Annotated in this window: 8 protein-coding genes; 1 reads left to right on the top strand and 7 read right to left on the bottom strand. The window is 64.3% G+C overall.

The annotated features are described in order from the left end of the window. Positions 1-206 precede the first annotated feature (206 nt). The 7 genes from tssI to LGN17_RS13095 all read right to left on the bottom strand — a co-directional run bounded on the left by tssI (position 207) and on the right by LGN17_RS13095 (position 13,843). The gene (gene tssI, locus LGN17_RS13125; protein ID WP_226197188.1) at positions 207-6,149 is read right to left on the bottom strand and encodes a type VI secretion system tip protein TssI/VgrG; all 5,943 of its coding nucleotides are present in this window, start codon (positions 6,147-6,149) and stop codon (positions 207-209) included. 70 nt (positions 6,150-6,219) lie between these two features. Further along, entirely contained in the window at positions 6,220-8,097 is a 1,878-nt protein-coding gene (gene tssF / locus LGN17_RS13120; protein WP_226197501.1) for a type VI secretion system baseplate subunit TssF, read from the bottom strand. A gap of 348 nt (positions 8,098-8,445) precedes the next feature. Then, positions 8,446-9,102, bottom strand: coding sequence for a phosphorylase (locus LGN17_RS13115; RefSeq protein ID WP_264165939.1), 657 nt, complete (start codon positions 9,100-9,102; stop codon positions 8,446-8,448). 50 nt (positions 9,103-9,152) lie between these two features. After that, positions 9,153-11,126, bottom strand: a complete 1,974-nt coding sequence (gene shc, locus LGN17_RS13110) for a squalene--hopene cyclase (protein ID WP_226197186.1) — start codon at positions 11,124-11,126, stop codon at positions 9,153-9,155. An 11-nt stretch (positions 11,127-11,137) separates the two neighbouring features. Next, positions 11,138-12,391, bottom strand: coding sequence for a hydroxysqualene dehydroxylase HpnE (hpnE, locus tag LGN17_RS13105; RefSeq protein WP_226197185.1), 1,254 nt, complete (start codon positions 12,389-12,391; stop codon positions 11,138-11,140). Positions 12,392-12,404: 13 nt separating this feature from the next. Continuing rightward, on the bottom strand, positions 12,405-13,253 hold the full coding sequence (gene hpnD, locus LGN17_RS13100) for a presqualene diphosphate synthase HpnD (protein ID WP_226197184.1): 849 nt from the start codon (positions 13,251-13,253) through the stop codon (positions 12,405-12,407). Positions 13,254-13,510: 257 nt separating this feature from the next. Next, positions 13,511-13,843: a hypothetical protein gene (locus LGN17_RS13095; protein WP_226197183.1), complete on the bottom strand. Its 333-nt coding sequence runs from the start codon at positions 13,841-13,843 to the stop codon at positions 13,511-13,513. A 175-nt stretch (positions 13,844-14,018) separates the two neighbouring features. On the opposite strand from LGN17_RS13095, the gene LGN17_RS13090 reads away from it, so the two are divergent. After that, the gene (locus LGN17_RS13090; RefSeq protein WP_226197182.1) at positions 14,019-14,903 is read left to right on the top strand and encodes an alpha/beta fold hydrolase; all 885 of its coding nucleotides are present in this window, start codon (positions 14,019-14,021) and stop codon (positions 14,901-14,903) included. Positions 14,904-14,936 lie beyond the last annotated feature (33 nt).

Genomic DNA, 14,936 nt, shown 5'->3' with positions numbered 1-14,936 from the left:
AAAATAATTTTCCAATTTCACTTCTTGAAAAGCATGACACTATTTGCCCCCTCGGGGTTTTCCAAAAAAAATAGCCAAAGCAGAACAGACACACAGATAAATCACGGAGCACACAAAAAATAACACACCTCCGCCCAGATATTTCTTCAATGGCTCATAAAATAACGCAAGCGGAATAAAGAATAAAATGTAAAGCCAAGTCCTATCTACTCTTCGCACTTTTTCTCCTCACCAAAAACACACTTCCCACCTTGCTTCACTCCCTGCCACGCCCCCTGCACAATCAATTCTCGCTTGATTGACGCCTTTTTTATATCTATTCGAGATTTCAATTTTGCAGCACGATTTGCTGTATTAGCCGCCTGACCCGATAGATTTTTGATGGCCTTTACGGATCCAGTCACACTCTTTCTGGTTGCGCCTAAACCAGGCGCCACTGTCCCGACCGCAGCCGAAACACCTACATCAGACCAATCAATCTTTACGCAATCCCAGTCAATATCGGTCAATGGACGCCCATCAACCCAATTGCCTTTCATTTGCCAAAATATTTGTTTCGCCCCCTGCATGCTAATTTCCACAACCCCACCCAGCACGCCTCTTCCCAAAAATGCCGCAGCAGAAATCAAGGGAACAAATAGGCCTTTTGGGTCGTAAGCAATGTTAGGTGCGTTGTATGCATAACTGTAAAAATTGATCCCACCATCAAACCCAATCAGATCCTGATTGATATACCGCCCCACCAGAGGATCGTAGTACCGGAACCGGTTGTAGTGCAGCCCTGATTCCTTATCGTAGTACTGCCCCGGAAACCGTATCGGATTGTCAACGGCATGTGCCAGCCTCCGGGCCGTCCGTCCATACGCGCTCAGATCCGCTGCCCACACCACTTCGCGCTGTTCGTCGTACAGTTCCTGCGGCGTCCCCAGGTGATCCGTCACGTAATGCCACGCCTGCCCATCCGCCAGCCGCGTCAACGGGCCTTCATGATCCGGATGCGGCACGTATGTCACGGCGTTGTCCTCATGTGACGTTCGCCCCGTCCGCACCTCCTGCATCATCCAGTCACCGTCCCACATGAACAGCGTCGTCTGTCCCGAGCCGCCTGCCGGTGTGTGGTGCTTCGCTACCCGCCGACCGAGCGCGTCGTATTCGTACTCGCTTCTCGTGCCGTCCGCGTGCTCGATTGCAACGAGTTGATGGCTGCCGTCGTACCGATACCGCGTCACCTCCGGCTCTTCTGTCGGCTCCTCGTATTTCGGCGTCCCCGTCAGTACTTCCATCACACGTAGCAGGTTGTCCGTCCCGCGCTGGCTGCGCTGCTCTGCCGCCGTCAGTTCCGGCGTCGGCGGTAACGGCACCGTCCGCCCAATACGGTTGCCGTGCCCGTCGTACGTAAAATCCACCGGGCGATCCGGGCGCGCCTGCGGCGCAAACCGCAGCAAGCGATCGCCACTCGCCTTCCACGCCTGCACGTCGTTCAGGCTTGGCGCAGCGCCCAGCAGGTTGCCCGCCGGATCGTAATGAAACGCTTCCGCGCCACTTGCCGCTGTGACGTGCGTCAACCGGGATAGTGCGTCGTACCGATACGTCTTCTTGTCCCGCCACGCGTCGTCCAATGTCGTCAGCTGGCCTGCCGCGTCGTACGCCCACGCCCGCCAAGGCCGTGGCCTCTCCAGCGACCGCCCCTGTTCATCGAGGTTCTGCCAGCGATGCGCCGCCAGTAAGCCGTTCGCGCCATACCCGAAGTGATGTGATGCAGGGCCTTGCGTGCGCTTGATCTCGCGATGCAGTCCATCCCGCTCGAAGCTCGCCAGTGGATGCTCATCCAGCAGGACACCATGCACATGTCCCGAGCCGTAGCGCTGCCACACCAGCGAACCGACGTCCGGTACGTTCGTCCAGTCGCGATTCCCGATCGCATCCACCCCATGCGTCAGCCGCCAGACGCGTCCGTGATGCGCCTGCACCTCTGCCGTGCGGCGCCCAGCCGCGTCGTATTCGTAAGTCACCTGCACCGGGGCTCGCCCCGGCGAGACCGCCTGTGCCTGCGTGAGCAGCCCGCGCGCGTCATAACGATAGCTGGCTTGACTGCCGTCGCTCGATCGTCGCTCCACCGGTCGGCCGAGCACGTCGTACGTCACGTGCGTAGTGATCTGCCCATCCTGGCCGTGATCGATGCGCTCGACCAGTTCCCCCGCTGGGTTGTATCGGTAGCTTTGCCGACGGCCATCGAAGCCGGTCTGTTCGATCAACCGGTTTCGGCTGTCGTAGCGGAACGTCGTCGCCTCCCGGTTCGCATTGGTCAGCTTCGTCAGGCGGCCAATGGCGTCATAGCGGAACTGCTGCGTGCCCTCCGCTGGGTCGACGATTTGCGTTCGCTGCCCGTATCCGTCCCAGTCCACCCGCGTCACGCGCTTGAGCGGATCCGTATGCGCGATCGCCCTGCCTGCGTCGTCGTAGTCGACCTTCCACCAGCCCATGCCGGCCGGCTGCACCGCCGTCATACGAGCCGACAGGCTGCCGCTGTGGCGGCTGACCTGGCCCAGCGCGTCCGTGGTCTCGGTCAACTGGCCGAACTGATCGTATTGATAGGTCGTCGTGTGCCCGGAGCAATCGGTGCGCTCCACGAGTTGCCCCGCGTCGTCCCATCGCATCTTCGTTACATTGCCCAGCGCATCGGTGCGGGCAACCGGCAAGCCGTTCTCGTAGGCATAACCCGTCACATTCCCGAGTGGATCGGTTTCGCTCGTCAGGTGGCCTTGCACATCGTAGCCGCGCTGCCAGACCTGCCCGACCGGGTCGGTGATCTGTTCCGGTAAGTTCTGGTCGGTGTAGCCGATGCGCGTGATCTGACCGGCCGGGTCGATGATCGACGTCGGGTTGCCGCGCGCGTCGTTCACCATCCGCGTCGTGCGGCCCAAGCCATCCGTGTAGGCCGCCACGCTCCCTGTTTCGTCGAAATGCGTCTGCTCGACGCTGCCGTCCGGATGCACGATCTTCTCGACCGCCCACAAGCCGTTGTAGTGGTATTCGGTCGTATGTCCTAATCCATCCGTCACCCGTGTCACACGCAGTGACGGCAGGTAATCGAAGCGTGTCTCGCGCGTGATGGCGCGCTGCCCATCAGCGGTTTCGGTATACGCGTAGGTCCGCAGGCAGTACGCGTTCGGCGTGTCGTCGCTCCACTCCGAGACGTGCGTTGCGCCCGCCGGCGTGCGGTACGTTGTCAGCAGATGGTGGTCGTAGCCGTAGCGCCACGTCAGGTTCTCGCGGTCGGTGGCTTCGATCAGGTCGCCGTATTCGTCGTAGACATAGCTTGTCAGGTGCAGCGGCGAATTCCCGAAACCCTGGTCGAGCAATACGCTCGTGATCCGGCCAGTCTCATCCAGTTCACAGCGCACGGTATGCCGATTGTTGCGAACCGTTTCCAGCCAACCCTGTGCCGTATAGCCGAGCGTCAGACTCTGCTCATCGCGTGTCGTGACGCACTGCAACTGCCACCGGATCTCGTCGACGGGATGACGACCATAGTGTTCTTCGACACCGTTGCCGAAGCGCAGCACGTAGGTCGCGCCCGAAGCGTTGTCGTCACTACGCGCCAGCGTGAACTTCTCAATCGGATGGAAGTGCTCGTCACCGGGGTTCAGCGCCGGAAACTGCAACTGCCGCCCGTCCGCATCAAAATAGATCAGTCCAGCCGAACTCATACGCACTTCGGTCGCATACGGCAGCTTCCATGCGACACCCAAACTGCCTTGACGCTGGTCCGCGCTGCGGTAGCTCCGGCTCCAGTGAATCGATACCCGGCCCGGCAACGTAAAGTCCGTGTGCGACAGCACTTTCTGCCCCGTCGCCAGATCGACCGGATTCGCGCTGACGGTCTTCTTCGCGCATTCCGCACAATCGGCTTCGGTTACCGGTGCAAGGCCACCTGCATCGCCTTGCGTCATGCTGATCGTCGGCGCCTGCAGGTAAATGGCCGTGCCTTTCAGGTGAATGCCGGACTCGTCGATCGTTACCGTCCCGCCCGGGCCCGTCAGTTGCGCCTGCTTCGCACCTGACAGGCTGCTTTCACCCGTATCCGCGATGCGCAACTGGTTGGCGTTCGAACTCGATACCGGCGCGGGCAGTTGCGGCGCGAAGTCGGGTGACAGTTCGATCGGGTTCGCCTGATCCGCGCTCACCGCATCGCCCACCGCCTTGCCGCGCACGGTCACCGTGTAGGTGTGCCCGACATCCGTCGTCCAGTCCTGCACGACGCGGTCGGTCCGGCTCTGGCCGACCGTACTGGCCATGTGCAGTCCGACGTTGCGCAGGTACAGCCCGCCGACGTTCACGTTGTAGGCCATCCCGACGTTGAGCATCGCCCCCATGCCCACGCTCTTCACCGACGCGAGCGTCACCGTCTCGAACTTGTAGCCGCCGGTCGACAGTGTCCAGTGACGTCCGATCTGGTCGGTTTCATCGTGGCCGATCTGCTTCGTCCGGTCATGTCCCACCGCGTGGGTTTCATCGGCTTCGATCACCGCATCCAGATTGCGCTCGGCCTGGATCCAGACCTGCTCCGCGCCTTTTTTGTCCTCGAAGCGGATCGCATTGGCGTTGCCATATCCGCCGCCTTTGGTCGAGCGCGTCAGGATCCCGCTTTGCGTCGCGTGGGCCGGCAGCGTCCACGGTGGCATCGTCATCGCGTTATAGACGCGCCCCGTCACGATTGGTCGATCCGGATCCCCGTTCTCGAAATCGACGATGACCTCGGTGCCCACCCGCGGAATATGGATGCCACCGAAGTTGCTGCCAGCCCACGGATACGACACCCGCACCCAGCAGGACGAGTTCTGGTCCTTCACGTCGGAGCGGTCCCAGTGGAACTTGAGCGTCACCGCACCGTTCTTGTTGGTCCAGATCTCCGCGCCTGCCGGACCGGTCACGATCGCCGTCTGCGGGCCGCGCGTGCGGGGTTTCGTGATCGTACGCGGCGGGCGGAATACCGTGGTCGAGGGCTGGACAATAAACTTGCTGCGAATCGCGTAGGCCGAGAACCCGGTCGTTTCCCCGGTTTCCTTCACATCGAGTTCCGACGCGATCACCAGATATTCGCGATTGGCGCTCGCCATCGGATGGCCTGCCAGCGCAAACGTGGTGCCGCACACCACGTTGCGCAAGTTGCCTTCGCCTTTCGCCCGCTCGCCCTGTGCGTGAATCTCTTCCATTCGCACGCGTGCGAATGCGTGACCGTCATCCGTTTCGGTATAGTCGCCCGGCCACTCGTAACGTTCGAGCTGGTTGTGCGCCGTGTCGCGCGGCTGGCTGTTCTGCGCGGTCAGCATCGCGCCCGGTTTCTCGAAGTCGAAATCGTCGGTGGTCCAGACGCCCGACTGCAGACACTCCGTTGCTTCGAAGCGGTCGACGTGTTCCCGGTCGATCTTCTGGCCCGGTGGGTAGTACGCGAGCGTTTGGTACGCGACGCTTTCCACCATCCGGTGAGCGCCAGGACCGTCGACCAGCACCAAGCGATGCACACCTTGCGAATGCTCGAAGAACCACGTGATGCCGTGTTCTTCCATCAACCGCTGGGCAAACGCGAAATCCGACTCGCCGTACTGGACTTGATAGCGCAAATGCTTGTAGGTCCGGCCGACCCGCATTTCAAACGAGTACAGGTACGGACCGAACACCTCGCGCAGAATGTCCAGCACGCCCTTGCGCTGGAAGATGCGGTAGTCGGTGCGCTCCCGCGCCAGTGCAAACCACGGTTCCAGCACGACCCGGTAACGCGACTGCCGATTCAGTTGGTCCACGTAGCTGGCCGCCGTCACGACGCCGCTGATTTCTCGCGTGCCGGCCCCCAGATTGGCTGCGCCCGCTCGCCCAGCCATCCCCGCGACAAAGCTTCCCATCCCGTCCAGCTGGATCGTGACGGTCAGCTCCTTGCCGAGCATCGCCCTGAGATCGAGGTTGGCCAGCAGGTCGATCGGCAGCAGCGGATCGGCGGGCGTCGTCAGCCACAGTTCGTATGCATACAGCGTGGAGAGCTGCTCGGTGCCCCGGATCGCGCTCAGGTGCAGCACCGACGCGATGCCTTCCAGCTCCGGCAGCGCCGGGCCGCTGACCGAAAACGTTCGGTTCGTCTTGAAACTCAACATGCGTGCTGGCCCTCGTGCGCTCGATTGTTGTTCTGTGTCACCGACTGCATGAACCGCTTTCCTCCGTGATTCAGAGTGCGCTGCGCGTCCCCGTTCGAACCGGCCAGCGCATCAACTCGCCGCGCTGCGGCGAGCGCAACACAGACTGAGTAAAAGAATGTGTCGAAACGTGACGTGCCACGTAATGCTCGAGGATCACCCCAAAGAGATAAGGGCTCATTCCATCAAATCCGGTTTCATCCACGGTCAGCACGCATTCGATACCTCGACCGAATCGCAACTGGCTCTGGCCGGGCAGTTTCTTCGTCACGGGGCGCGCATCAACATGGAGCAGACTGTCGACCTGTCGTTGGAAGCGCACATCATCGGCAGCAGCGAACAAAGCCAGAATGTCGCGTAGCCCGCTCCCGTCCTGAGCCTCCAAGGTGCTGTATTCGAGATTCAGCTGGCCGATCAACCGCCAGGCAGCGTCCCGTTGGGCAAACGGCGCACGTGCAGGGCTCGGCGCACGAATGAGTCCCGCGCTCCTTACCGGCGCACTGATCCCGACAGTCAGATCCGTCATGCCATCGGGTTCCAACAAGCTCGGCAGATCGCAGTTCGTCAACCAGGCGTCCACCGACAGATATTTCATTGGATGTGGATAGGACTGCTCATTTTTATCGACCAACAAAGCGAAAACATCCGTACCTGCGTACGTGGCACGCGCACCATAGCGACGATATGACGTCTTCGCCACTCCATGCTCGCGGCGCGTCGTGAAGTAGCGTCCGTGATTGGCTTCATCGTTCAGCAGCGCCTGGTACAGCGGCCGAAACTCGAGCGACGCCACGCCTTTGCTCACAAAACCATGCAATGCTTCTACCGCGAATACCTCGTAGTCCGAGCCGTTCTGCCTGTCGGGTCTCAGCGGAATTTCAGCACCCATGTGCGGGATCTCGGCGGGATCGGTCTTACGACGAAACAGGTTGATGACCGGTGTACAGAAGAGTACAAAGCGGGATGCGTCGACGTGCTCGACCAATGCACTGTCGAAGCGATCCAGCAGTATGACGATTTCGGCTTCACGACCGCTCACGTGTCGCAATCCCGCACTCAGGCCGGCCAGCGTGAAAAACCAGAAGCGCGCGGGACACGCCGCATATTCGTGCAGCAGGTTATGGCCGTGAAACTTCGATCGGGCCAGCGGCAGCAAACTCTCGTCGGTAGCCAGACCCGCGTGTTCGATCGCCTGATCGGAAACAATTCCGAGCGATTGATTCGGGTCAGCGAAGCGGTTCGGCACCCCAGTCACGGATACCACGGCGCCAGCGTGGATCAGTTCGAACAGCCGCGACGCGACGCGCTCGTCACCTGCCAGATACACGGGCAATTGATCCAGGCCGCGCAACTCATCGAATAGCGCTTCGCCCGTGGTACGGAGCCTGAGGCGCAGCGCACCGCGAACCGGCTTATCTGCAGCGCTATAACGCTCTATCGACGGGATGTCCGGTGGAACCCCTGTCAGCCTCGCCGAAACAATCTCCAACGGATACAACATCACATCCAGACCGCTACGAAACGTGCAGGACGTGCGTTCGCCATCCGACACGCGGCTCGTGAACTCCGTGCCACGCGGTACGCAAAAACCCTCGAGCAAATTGCCTTCCTGCTCATCAGGATAGAGGCGAGCTACCGCAATCGAGGGCGTCGGGGCGACGTAATTCGGATAGACAGTTTCCAGGAGCCGACTGGTCAGCAGCGGGAATTCGGCATCCAGTTTCAATTGCAGCCGAGCGGTTGTAAAACTCGCCGCCTGCACCAGACGCTCCACAAAGGGGTCGGCAATCTCACCGGCATGCATGCCCAGCCGACGCGCAATTTTTGGATGCGCCTGAGCGAACTCTTCCATCAACTCGTTGAAATAGAGCAATTCCCGATTGTAGGCATCAAGGAGATGAGGGTTCATGGCAAGCGCAAATTCGGATTCCACACAGAGAATTCGACAGCATCGCTGTCAGCAATGCGTTGGATGCTAGCCTCAAAAACCATCTCGATAAATACCTGACAGAATTGAGAGGTCAGGCTTTGATACTGGAGCTGAGAGCCTTATTTTGAGATATGAGCCGGCATCCTGACTATTTTTAACGTGATCCACCGCTGCAATTCTGCGCTGACGCTCGTTGCTGCTATGCAGCCTCAAGTGTGCTGCATCGACGGGTTGAATCCGCAGTCAAGAGTGCCGCGTCATGCAGCGGTTTTCTTGCGAGTGCGAAGAAGAGGGCGGAGGAGGGGAATGCGCAGCGGCGCGTGCCGCTCAGGCGATCCGCATCGCGCCGGCACGCTCGAATGCGTGCCGCGCCTGGATCAAGGTCGTACGCGCCGCACGAGCATCGCTGGCGACCTGCAGCAGCGGGCCGAGCTGCGACGGCTGCTTCAGCAGCTCGCGCAGGATCGGCAGGATCGCCGTACTGCCGTCGTCGCGCAAACCGGCCGTCGCCGCGCGCGGCAGCGTGCGCCACGCCGGATCGACGATCGCGCGGCACACCGCGAACGGCACGCCGCGCGCGGCCGCGAAGGCCGCCGCGATATGCGACTCCATATCGACGGCGAGCGCGCCCTTCGCGTGGTGCAGCGACGCCTTTTCCTCTTCGCTGACGACCGGGGCGCCAACGGCCGCGATCGTACCGCGCGTGACGCGCGCCCAGACGGGCGTGTCGTGCAGCGCGGCGACGAGCCGTGCGCTCCAGCCCGTATCGGTCTCGACACGACCGAACGGCCCGTCGATAGCGTTCGCGATCACGAGTGCGCCGGGCGCGAGGTCGGGCGCGAGCCCGCCCGCCGTGCCGAAGCTCACGATGCCCGTGCAACCGCGTGCGGTCGCCTCGGTCAGCGCGCGTTCGAGCCGGTCGGCCCGCGCGGCAAAGACGGCTTCGACGCCATTGCCGCGCGCGATGCGCGCCTCGAATGCCATCCCCGTCACGGCGATGACGGGCAACGTGCCGGTGGGTTGCGGCGCCACGCTTACAGCCCGAACGTCACGCGCGTCGTGTTGTCGCGCTTCAGGTTGCGATAGCGGGCGAGCGCCCACAGCGGGAAGAACTTGCGATAGCCGTGGTAGCGCAGATAGAACACGCGCGGGAAGCCCGTCGCCGTGAAGCGCGCCTCGTCCCACAGGCCCGCTTCGTTCTGGTTGGCGATCAGGTAGTCGATGCCGCGCGCCACCGCCGGGTTGTTCACCTCGCCGGCCGCCATCAGGCCGAGCAGCGCCCACGCGGTTTGCGACGCCGTGCTCGGCGCCTGCTCGAAGCCGCGATAGTTCAGCTTGTAGCTGTCGCCGTCCTCGCCCCAGCCGCCGTCCTTGTTCTGGATCGACAGCAGCCACTGCGCGCCGCGCTTCATGCGCGGATCGTCCGGCGTCAGGCCGGCCGCGTTCAGCGAGCACAGTGCCGTCCACGTGCCGTACACGTAGTTCATCCCCCAGCGGCCGTACCAGCTGCCGTCCGGCTCCTGCTCCTTCAACATGTAGTCGAGCGCACGGCGCGCCGGCTCGCTGTTCAGCGGCGTCTCGCCGAGCTGCGACAGCATCGACAGGCAGCGGCCCGACACGTCGGCCGTCGGCGGATCGAGCAGTGCGCCGTGATCCGAGAACGGGATGTTGTTCAGGTAGTACTGCGTGTTTTCCGGTTCGAACGCGCCCCAGCCGCCGTCGCTGCTCTGCATCCCGACGACCCACTCGCGCGCACGCGCGATCGAATCGCGATAGGCGTCGTTCTGCTTGAGTTTCTGCGCGCGATCCATCGCCACCGCGACCACCGCCGTATCGTCGACGTCGGGGTAGTGTGCGTTCGCGTACTGGAATGCCCAGCCGCCGGGCCGCACGTGCGGGCGGCGCGAGATCCAGTCGCCGCGCACGTCGAGGATCTGCAGCGGGCGCAGCCACTCGAGGCCGCGGATCGCGGCGTCCTCGGCACGCGCGTCGCCCGTTTCGAGCAGCGCATGCGCGGCGAGCGACGTATCCCACACCGGCGACAGGCACGGCTGGCAATACGCTTCGTCGTCGTGCACGACGAGCAGCTTCTCGATCGACTTGCGCGCGATCGCGCGGTTCGGGTGATCTTCCGCGTAGCCGAGCACGTCGTACATCATCACCGCGTTGGCCATCGCCGGATAGATCGCGCCGAGGCCGTCCTCGCCGTTCAGGCGCTCGTCGACGAACGACACGGCCTGGCGGATCGCGCGCTCGCGCGTGTAGTTCGGGAACAGGCCGTCGACTGCGCGCAGCGCATGGTCGACCACGCGGAAGAACGCGAACCAGCCGGGGCTCTGGTGACCCTGGCGCGGCAGCAGCCCTGCGTTGACCGGCGGGTCGATGAACAGTTCGTCGATGCGCACGCCGCGCGGGTTCTTCGCGAGCGGGCGCTTCGCGTTCAGCACGAGCAGCGGCACGATCACGGTACGCGCCCAGTACGACACCTTCGACAGATGGAACGGGAACCACTGCGGCAGCAGCATGATCTCGACCGGCATCATCGGCACCGCGCGCCACGGAATCGCACCATACAGCGCGAGCTGGATGCGCGTGAACACGTTCGACATCTCGGCGCCGCCCATCGCGTGAATGGCACGGCGCGCACGCTGCATGTGCTCGGCGTTCTCGTCGTCGCCGATCACCTTCAGCGCGAAATACGCCTTCACGCTCGCGCTGATGTTCGGCGCGCCGTCGGTGAACAGCGGCCAGCCGCCGTCGGCCTGCTGGATGCGGCGCAGGTACTTGCCGATCTTCCGCTCGAGCTCGAGGTTCGGCGTCTCGCCGAGATAGTGGACGAGCAGCACGTATTCGGCGGGAATCGTCGAATCGGCTTCGAGTTCGTAGACCCAGTGTCCGTCCGCGTTCTGCGCGGCCAGCAGCGCGTCGGTCGCGCGCGAGACGGCCGTGTCGACGCCGGCCGGCACGGCGCCGGCCGACAGGGTAGCCATTTCGGTGAGATCGTTCATCGGTCCCTCTCTTATTGGGTCTGGAGCACGTCCGCGGCCAGCTGGCCGGAGCGGATCGCGCCCTCGATCGTGGCGGGCAAGCCGGTGGCAGTCCAGTCGCCCGCCAGCACAAGATTGGTCCAGCGCGTACGCACGGCCGGACGTTTCATTTCCTGCGACGGCACCGCCGCAAAGCCCGCGCGCGGCTCGACGACGAGCTGCCACGCGGGAATGGTTTCCGGGTTCGCGCCGGTCACGCGCGCGACGTCTTCCCAGATGCGCCGCGCGAGCGTGTCGCGTGGCGTGTCGAGCCAGCGGCCCGCGTCGCGGATCGTCGCCGCGAGCTGGCCGCCGCCGGTGCGCACCGCATCGACGACACCGTTCACGACGGACGTCTGCTGCGGATTGCCGGCCGGCGCTTCGACCGCGAAATACGCGGTCACGACCGCGCTGAACGTGTCGGGCGCGGTAAGTTCGGGCACGAGCGGCTGCGCGACCTCGGGCGGCACGGCCAGCACGACGGCGTCGCCCGGCGCGAGATCGATCCGCTCACCGCCGACCGAGATCGCATCGACCGCATTCCCGTGCGCGCCGAATTCGAACGCATCGAGCCGCGCGTTCAGCCGGATCTGCGCGCCGCCGTGCTGCAGCATCCGCAGCGCCGGTTCGACGAAGGCGCTGCCGAGGCCGTGGCGCGCGACGAGCGGACGGCAGCCGGGGCCGCCCGCGGCAAACGTGCCGTACAGCGCCGCGCGCGCGAGTTCGGCACTCGCGTGGCGCGGCTCGACGTTCAGCACACCGAGGAAATACGGCCGCAGCCAACGTTCCCACAGCATGCCGTCGCATCGCATCGTCTGTGCGAGTGAGCGGCCCATGCGCGCGAACGCGAGCGGGGCGAGCGCGAGGTAGTCGAGCGGCGTCGTGCCCGGCGCGCGCGACGCGGCATCGAACAGCCACGACGGCCAGCGCCCGTTGCCGAAGCGCAGCGTCCAGCGCTGCTGCGACGCGACGTCGACGACCTGAAATTCAGGCAGTGCGGGCCCCGCGAGCTGGTCGGCCGCGCCGATCGCGCGCAGGTAGCGCTGTGTCGCGGGCTGTCCCGCGAACACCGTGTGCAGCCCGCTGTCGAGCGTCGTGTTCAGCGTCCCGTCGAACCACGAGCGGCAGCGGCCGCCCGCATGCGCGTGCGCGTCGTGCAGCACGATGCGGCGCCCGCGACGTTGCAGCTCGACCGCGGCCGACAGGCCGGCAAGGCCGGCACCGATCACGTGGACGGTCCTGGGCATCGACTCGGTCGGCTCAGAACAGCGCGTAGCGCGCGGCGATCATCAGCATGCGCGCTTTCGGCTTGCGCAGCGGTGCGCGCGGGAAGGCAAAGCCGCGTGCGATCGCGGCTTCGAGAATGCAGCGATACGCGCCCGACATGATGCGCGGCGCCTTCACCTGCGCACGCGAGCAGGTATCCATCACCGCGTCGGCCTGGCGGAAATGCTCGAGCGCACGCTCGACGAGCGTCGCGCACACGCGCGGCAGCGCCGGATCGCGCACGATCGTCGCCGGTTCGGTGATCGCGATGCCTTCGCGCGCAAGCAGCTCGCGCGGCAGATAGCAACGGTTGATCGCCGCATCGTCGTCGATGTCGCGCAGGATGTTGGTCAGTTGCAGCGCACGGCCGAGGTGATGCGACAGCTTGATCCCTTCGGCTTCCGGCATCCCGAAGATCCTCACCGACAGCCGGCCGGCCGCGCTCGCCACGCGATCGCAGAAGAGGTCGAGCGTCGGTTCGTCGGGCGCGCAGATGTCTTCAGCCGCATCCATTGCCATCCCGTCGATCATCGCGTGGAAATCCTCGCGCTGCAGGTTGAAGGCGCGGATCTCGCGGTCGAGCGCGGCCAGGTGGCGCGGCGGGCGGCCGGCGAAGCACGCGTCGATGTCCGCGCGCCAGCGGTCGAGGCCCGCGTTGCGCTCGGCGCGCGGCAGGTCGCTGTCGGCGATGTCGTCGACCGCACGGCAAAACGCGTAGACCTGGAACATCGCATCGCGCTGCACGGCCGGCAGGATGCGCATCGCAAGATAGAAAGAACTGCCCGATGTGACGGCAGCGGCGTCGGTTTCTTGTTCGTCCACGACGGAATGGGAAACGGCCAAGGCGAGCTCCACGGAGACACCCACGCGGGGCGATTGAAGAAGCCATGCCCGGCTGGGATGGTCAGGGTGTCATGCGTGCGAGATATGCGAACGATCGACGCAGACAGGCACAAATTACCGGCCGGAAGCCGGAATTGGGCGAAAGTATAGCAATCTTTGAAGTTCGATGGCGGACACGCGCCGTGTGCGGCGGCGTGCCGGAAGCGGTTGGCCGGCAAGCGCGGCCGGCCCGGGCGGAACCCGGCGCCGGCGGCGCGTCAGCCGTAAACGATGTCGCGCTGCAGGTCGAGCGCAATGAGCCCCATTTCGGAGGTGAGCTGCAGCATCGAGCGGCGTTCGAGACGCGAGCCCATGAAGCTCGTCACGCGGCCGTCAGGCTCCGCGGTGAACTGGAACACCGCGCCGCCCGTGCCGAACCACGCGCCCGGCACATCGGGCGATTCCTGCCAGTCGATCTGCGCGAACACGCGCGCGATGCCCGCGCGCACCAGGTCGCCCGGGCCGATCGGCGGCGCGACGTCGCCCAGGTCGTCGAGCGAATAGGGACCGGGTTTGTCCGGCTTCCGGTAGAAGAGGTAGTCGACGTTCATGGGGCGCAACCGCAGGCAAAGCAACAAATTAGCGTGCTTCGGGATAAATTCAAATCAGATACGGACGAAATGTGGCCTGTACGAGACAAGGGGGACAGGTCGAATCCGGCCCGTCTGGGCGCACGCGGGTTCGTCTAAGATGACACCTTTCGCAAAATCTGAAGACCCGGACATCATGGAGACGAACGCAAGCGCCACCCCGCAGTCCGATCATCCCGTTTTCGTGCTCGTGCACGGCGCCTGGCACGGCGCGTGGTGCTACGCGCACGTCGCGGCCGCGCTGGCCGCGCGCGGCCACCTGTCGATCACGCGTGACCTGCCCGCGCACGGCATCAATGCCCGCTTTCCCGCTTCCTACTTCGCACGCCCGCTCGACAAGGACGCGTTCGGCGCCGAGCCGTCGCCGGTCGCGAACACGACGCTCGACGACTACGCCACGCAGGTGATGCAGGCGGTCGACGACGCCTACGCGCTCGGCCACGGCAAGGTCGTGCTCGTCGGCCACAGCATGGGCGGCCTCGCGATCACGGCGGCCGCCGAACGCGCGCCGGAAAAGATCGCGAAGATCGTCTATCTCGCGGCCTTCATGCCCGCGTCGGGCGTGCCGGGCCTCGACTACGTGCGCGCACCTGAAAACAGCGGTGAAATGCTCGGCCCGCTGATGCTGGCAAGCCCACGCGTCGCCGGTGCGCTGCGCATCGATCCGCGCAGCGGCGACGCCGCGTATCGCGAACTCACGAAGCGCGCGCTGTACGACGACGTGCCGCAGGCCGACTTCGAGGCCGTCGCGAACCTGATGACCTGCGACGTGCCGGCCGCGCCGTTCGCGACCGCGATCCCGACGACGGCCGCACGCTGGGGCGCGATCGACCGCCACTACATCAAGTGCCTGCAGGATCGCGTGATCCTGCCCGCGCTGCAGCAGCGCTTCATCGACGAAGCCGACGCGTTTGCGCCCGGCAACCCGACCCACGTGCACCAGCTCGACAGCAGCCATTCGCCGTTCATGTCGCAGCCGGCCGTACTGGCCGGCGTGCTGGCCGACATCGCGAAAAGCTGAGCGCGGCACGCGCCCAGGGCATCCGCTCCGCGC

This window comes from Burkholderia sp. AU30280 (assembly GCF_020420125.1).
Lineage (GTDB): Bacteria > Pseudomonadota > Gammaproteobacteria > Burkholderiales > Burkholderiaceae > Burkholderia.
This window is presented reverse-complemented; position numbering and strand designations above follow the sequence as displayed.

Coding starts and splice junctions, on each gene's coding strand:
- tssF (WP_226197501.1), bottom strand. CDS start 8,097: ATGAACCCTCATCTCCTTGATGCCTACAATCGGGAATTGCTCTATTTC.
- tssI (WP_226197188.1), bottom strand. CDS start 6,149: ATGTTGAGTTTCAAGACGAACCGAACGTTTTCGGTCAGCGGCCCGGCG.
- LGN17_RS13090 (WP_226197182.1), top strand. CDS start 14,019: ATGGAGACGAACGCAAGCGCCACCCCGCAGTCCGATCATCCCGTTTTC.
- LGN17_RS13115 (WP_264165939.1), bottom strand. CDS start 9,102: ATGGCATTCGAGGCGCGCATCGCGCGCGGCAATGGCGTCGAAGCCGTC.
- LGN17_RS13095 (WP_226197183.1), bottom strand. CDS start 13,843: ATGAACGTCGACTACCTCTTCTACCGGAAGCCGGACAAACCCGGTCCC.
- shc (WP_226197186.1), bottom strand. CDS start 11,126: ATGAACGATCTCACCGAAATGGCTACCCTGTCGGCCGGCGCCGTGCCG.
- hpnE (WP_226197185.1), bottom strand. CDS start 12,391: ATGCCCAGGACCGTCCACGTGATCGGTGCCGGCCTTGCCGGCCTGTCG.